The sequence below is a fragment of the Streptomyces sp. DvalAA-14 genome, from assembly GCF_900091855.1.
Taxonomy (GTDB): Bacteria; Actinomycetota; Actinomycetes; order Streptomycetales; family Streptomycetaceae; genus Actinacidiphila.
Genome location: NZ_FMCH01000089.1, coordinates 1 through 4584, shown reverse-complemented (window position 1 = coordinate 4584; position 4584 = coordinate 1). Strand labels below are relative to the sequence as shown.

Below are 4584 nucleotides of genomic sequence, written 5' to 3'. Positions count from 1 at the left end.
GGCGGGGCCGCCGGACGGGGGGACGGCGATGAGGCCGGCCGTACGCGTGCTGCCCGCCGGGGCTCGCGCCGTGCTGCTGGAGACGGCGGACGGGGCCCAGGCGCAGGCGCTGCACGCGGAGTTGCTGCGGCGGCGGGCGGCCGGCGAGCTGTCCGACGTCACCGAGATCGTGCCCGCCGCCCGTACCGTGCTGGTCGGCGGCCTCACCGACCCGCGCGGCTTCGCGCTGGACGTCGTCCGCTGGGACGTCCCGCCGGTCGAAGCGGGCCGCGGCGAGGCGCTGGAGCTGCCGGTGCGTTTCGACGGGCCGGACCTCGCCGAGGTCGCCGAACGGTGGGGGGTCGGGCCGCGGGAAGCGGTCGGCCTGGTGGTACGGACCGCGTTCCGGGTCGCCTTCTGCGGATTCGCCCCGGGTTTCGGTTACTTGACCGGTCTGCCGGCGCATTTGCAGCTGCCCCGCCGCGCCAGCCCGCGCACCGCCGTGCCGGCGGGTTCGGTGGCCCTGGCCGGGCCGTACGCGGGGGTCTATCCGCGCTCCTCCCCCGGCGGCTGGCAGCTGATCGGGACCACCGGGGCGCGGCTGTGGGATCCGGACCGGGATCCGGCGGCGCTGCTCGCGCCGGGCACCGAGGTGCGTTTCACCGAGGAGGCCGGGTGAGCACGGACTCTTCCCCCGGTCGGCTCCGCGTGGTCCGGGCCGGGGCGCTCACCACGGTGCAGGACCTGGGGCGGCCCGGCTGGGCGCATCTGGGCGTGCCGCGTTCCGGTGCGCTGGACCTGCCCGCGCACCGGCTGGCGAACCGGCTGGTGGGCAACCCGGAATGGGCGGCCGCCCTGGAGACGACGGTGACCGGCTGCGGGGTGCGGCCGTCGCGGCCGGTGGTGGTGGCGGTGACGGGAGCGGCCTGCGCGGTGCGGGTGGACGGGCGGCCCGCCGCGTGGGGCGCCGCGGTGCGGGTCCCGGCCGGCGCACTGCTCGACGTGGGTGCGGCGACGGAGGGCCTGCGGTCGTATCTGGCGGTCGCGGGTGGCATCGGGGTGCCCGCGGTGCTCGGCAGCCGTTCGACGGATCTGCTGTCCGGGCTCGGGCCGCGCCCGGCGGCCGAGGGTGACGAGCTGCCGGTCGGCCCGGACCGCGGCCGCAGCCGGGGCGCGGATGTGATGGTGTGCGGCGGCCGGGGGCGGGAGTTGGTGCTGCCGCTGGCGCCGGGGCCGCGGGACGACTGGTTCGCGCCCGGTGCGCTGCGGGCCCTGGCCGCGGGGCTGTACCGCGTCTCCCCGGAGTCGAACCGGATCGGGCTGCGCACGCTGGGCCCGGCGCTGGACCGGGCCCGCGCCGGTGAGTTGCCGAGCGAGGGCATGGTGCTGGGCGCCGTTCAGGTGCCGCCCGACGGGCGCCCCGTCGTCTTCCTGTCCGATCATCCGACCACCGGCGGCTATCCGGTGATCGGGGTGGTGCCGGAGGGCTCGCTGCCGGCCGCGGCCCAGTCGCCGCCGGGCACGAGGATCCGTTTCGTCCCGGTGCGCTCCACCCGCCTGGTGTGATCGACCGGCCCGGACACCAGGCCGAGGTCCGCGAGGGCGCGGGCGGTGGCCTCGGCGGCGGCGAGGTCGAGCAGCGGCGCGGTGCCGCGGCTGTGGTGCCGGTATTCCTCCCACGCGAGCCGCAGCAGGTCGGGGAGCAGATCGGTGCAGCGGTCCGCGACCCACCGGGTGCCGCGGGTGGCCATCCACCACACGGAGGAGGCGGGTCCGGGCGGCGCGCCGGCCGGTTCGCAGCGGGGCGCCGGTCCGGTGGCGATGCCGGCGGCGGTGAGGCGGGTGTGGAAGTCCCGGGCGAGCAGCCGGTGCCCGATCTCGCTGGGATGCAGCCGGTCCGCGCTGAGCGCGCCGGGCTTGGTGGTCCAGGGGTGGTCGGCGGCGTGCACATGGATCGCGCCGTGGTGGGCGGACAGCGCGTGCACGGTGTCGTTCAGGGCCCGCATCCGCCGCTCCAGCGGCCTGGCCAGCGGCCAGGGCAGGTTGAGGACGCTGCCCGGGTCCGGCAGGCACGCGGTGAGCACGTCGGCCCCGGCGGCCCGCAGCGTGCCGATCGCCCGGTGCAGGTCGCCGGCCACCGCCTCGATGGCGAAGTTGCCGCGCAGCGTGTCGTTGCCGCCGGCCAGCACGGAGGCCAGCTGCGGCCGGTGCCGCAGCGCGGCGGCCAGTTGCGGCCCGGCCACGTCGCCGGTACGGGCGCCGCTCCAGGCCGCGTTGACGACCGCGGTGTCCTGCGGGCGCCCGGCGATGCCCTCGGCGAGCAGGGCGGCCCAGCCGCGCCATCCGCCGCCGGGCAGCGGATCGCCCACTCCCTCGCTGAGCGAGTCACCGAGGACGGCGAACCGCACGGCCGGCCGGCCGGCGGACCGGGGAGCGGGCCGGTCGGGGAAACGGTCCGGGGGCCGGTCGGCGCTCACGACGGCATCCGCTCCGCGAGGCGGTCGGCGGACAGCGCCGCGCCGTGCGCGGTGAGGAAGGCGTGGACCGCGGCCGGCCAGGTGTACAGCTCGGCCCGGGTACGGGCCCGGGCCCGGCGCTCCGCCACGGGCACCGTCAGCAGCCGCCGGACGGCGGCGGCGTACTCGGCGGGCGTGTCGGCCGCCGCGCCCGCCGGACCGACCAGGGAGGGCAGCGCCGAGCGGGAGCTGACCACCACCGGGGTGCCCGAGCCCAGCGCCTCCAGGGCGGCCAGCCCGAAGGTCTCCACCGGCCCCGGGGCCAGCGCGACATCGGCGCTGGCCAGGACCGCGGCCAGTTCGTCGCGGGAGGCGATGTGGCCGAGGAAGGTGACGGGCAGTCGGGCGCTGCGGGCGTAGGTGGTCAGGCGGGCCCGCAGCGGTCCCTCGCCGGCCACCACCAGGGAGGCGTCGACGCCCTCGGCGCGCAGCCGGGCCAGGGTGTGCAGCGCGGTGTCCGGCTTCTTCTCCGGGGACAGCCGCGAGCACATCACCAGCAGTACCGGCGCGCCCAGGGCGTAGCGCCGGTGCACCGCCGGGTCGCGGAAGTCCGGGTGCCAGCGGGCCAGGTCCACCCCGAGCGGCGCCCGCACGACGTTGCGCGCCCCGATCCGTTCGAACTCGGCGGCGGCCCAGGCGGTGGTGCACAGCACCTTGGTGTAGGAGCGGGCGGTGCGGCGGTTGAGGGCGTCGGCGGTACGGCGGGCGGTGCCGGCGGACAGGCCCCAGGTGCCGAGCACGCCGTCGGCGCTCTCGTGGGAGACCATCACCGCCGGGACGCGGTGCCGCCGGGCCCACTCGCCGGTCCAGCGCAGCGTGGTGCGGTCGGAGACCTCCAGCCGGTCGGGCCGCAGCGATTCCAGTACCGCCTCCACGGGGGCGCGGCGGGCCAGCACGCGGTAGCCGCCGGTGCCGGGGATCTCCGGCCCGGGCAGGGTGATCACCCGGCCCTGCGCGGTGAGTTCGTCGGACGTGGTGGCGCCGGGGATGACCAGCACCGGTTCGTGCCCGGCCGCCGCGTAGCCCTCGCCGAGGTGGCGCAGCGCGGTGCGCAGGCCGCCGGAGACGGGGGTGACGAAGTTGGCGATCCGGACGATGCGCAGGCCCCGCTCGGGCTCACGGGTGTACGGGGTGTCGTTGGGCGGGGTGGTCATGCCGCTGCCGCCTTGCGTTCGCCGAGGACCTGGTCGTAGTGGTCGAGCAGTTGGTCGCCGACGGCCTCCCAGGTGCGGGTGGCCACCGCCTCGCGGGCGGCGGCGGCGAAGCGGAGGCGCAGCCGGGGGTCGGCGTGCAGCATCTGCACCGCGACCCGGATCGCGGTGGCGTCGCCGGGCGGCACCAGCAGGCCGGTGCGGCCGTGGTCCACCAGGTCCAGCGGGCCGCCGGCCGCGGGCGCCACTACCGGCACGCCGCTGGCCATCGCCTCCTGGACGGTCTGGCAGAAGGTCTCGAACGGGCCGGTGTGGCAGAAGACATCGAGCGAGGCGTAGATGCGGGCGAGGTCGCCCCCGGTTCTGCGGCCGAGGAAGACCGCGCCGGGCAGGGCGGACTTCAGGGCGGGCACGCTGGGGCCGTCGCCGACGACGACCACCCGCACGCCGGGCAGCGCGCAGGTCTCGGCGAGCAGTTCGACGTACTTCTCGGCGGCGAGCCGGCCGACGTAGCCGACGATCAGCTCGCCGCGCGGCGCGAGTTCGCGGCGCAGCGAGTCGTCGCGGTGGGCGGGGTGGAAGCGGACCGAGTCGACGCCGCGCGGCCACAGGTGGACCCGGGGCACACCCTGCTCCTCCAGGGCGGTGACGGACGCGCTGGAGGGGGCGAGGGTGCGGGCGGCGGCGGTGTGCACGCCGCGGATCCGCCGCCAGGCGGCGGCCTCACCGGCGTTGAGGTAGGTCTTGGCGTATCCGGCCAGGTCGGTCTGGTAGACGGCGACCGCCGGGATGTGCAGCCGGGTGGCCGCGGCCAGGCCCCGGACGCCCAGGACGAACGGGCTGGCCAGGTGGACGATCTCGGTGCGGTGGGCGGCGATGGCGGCGGCGGTGCGGCGGCCGGGCAGGGCGACCCGCACCTGCGAGTAGCCGGGCAGCGG

General features: G+C 77.7%; 5 protein-coding genes. 2 read left to right on the top strand and 3 right to left on the bottom strand.

Going from position 1 to position 4584, the window contains the following annotated elements; genetic code table 11:
* Positions 1–28: 28 nt before the first annotated feature.
* Both GA0115240_RS04445 and GA0115240_RS04440 read left to right on the top strand, forming a co-directional pair.
* Positions 29–658 (top strand): 5-oxoprolinase subunit B family protein, encoded by a 630-nt coding sequence (locus GA0115240_RS04445; RefSeq protein WP_093735336.1) that lies wholly within the window; start codon positions 29–31, stop codon positions 656–658.
* The gene (locus tag GA0115240_RS04440; protein WP_093735335.1) at positions 655–1545 is read left to right on the top strand and encodes a 5-oxoprolinase subunit C family protein; all 891 of its coding nucleotides are present in this window, start codon (positions 655–657) and stop codon (positions 1543–1545) included. Before GA0115240_RS04445 ends, GA0115240_RS04440 begins: the two co-directional genes overlap by 4 nt.
* On the opposite strand, the gene GA0115240_RS04435 is transcribed toward GA0115240_RS04440, so the two are convergent.
* The 3 genes from GA0115240_RS04435 to GA0115240_RS04425 form a co-directional block, all read right to left on the bottom strand.
* A complete protein-coding gene (locus GA0115240_RS04435) occupies positions 1437–2456 on the bottom strand; it encodes an SGNH/GDSL hydrolase family protein (RefSeq protein ID WP_176724981.1) in 1020 nt (339 codons plus the stop codon). The genes GA0115240_RS04440 and GA0115240_RS04435 overlap by 109 nt on opposite strands.
* Entirely contained in the window at positions 2453–3649 is a 1197-nt protein-coding gene (locus GA0115240_RS04430) for a glycosyltransferase (RefSeq protein WP_093735334.1), read from the bottom strand. Before GA0115240_RS04430 ends, GA0115240_RS04435 begins: the two co-directional genes overlap by 4 nt.
* On the bottom strand, positions 3646–4584 hold a 939-nt coding region (locus tag GA0115240_RS04425; protein WP_107407093.1), incomplete at its 5' end, for a glycosyltransferase. The genes GA0115240_RS04430 and GA0115240_RS04425, both read right to left, overlap by 4 nt.

What these genes read in the sequence shown, in the direction of transcription:
- GA0115240_RS04445 (WP_093735336.1), top strand. Translation starts at nt 29, where the DNA reads ATGAGGCCGGCCGTACGCGTGCTGCCCGCCGGGGCTCGCGCCGTGCTG.
- GA0115240_RS04430 (WP_093735334.1), bottom strand. Translation starts at nt 3,649, where the DNA reads ATGACCACCCCGCCCAACGACACCCCGTACACCCGTGAGCCCGAGCGG.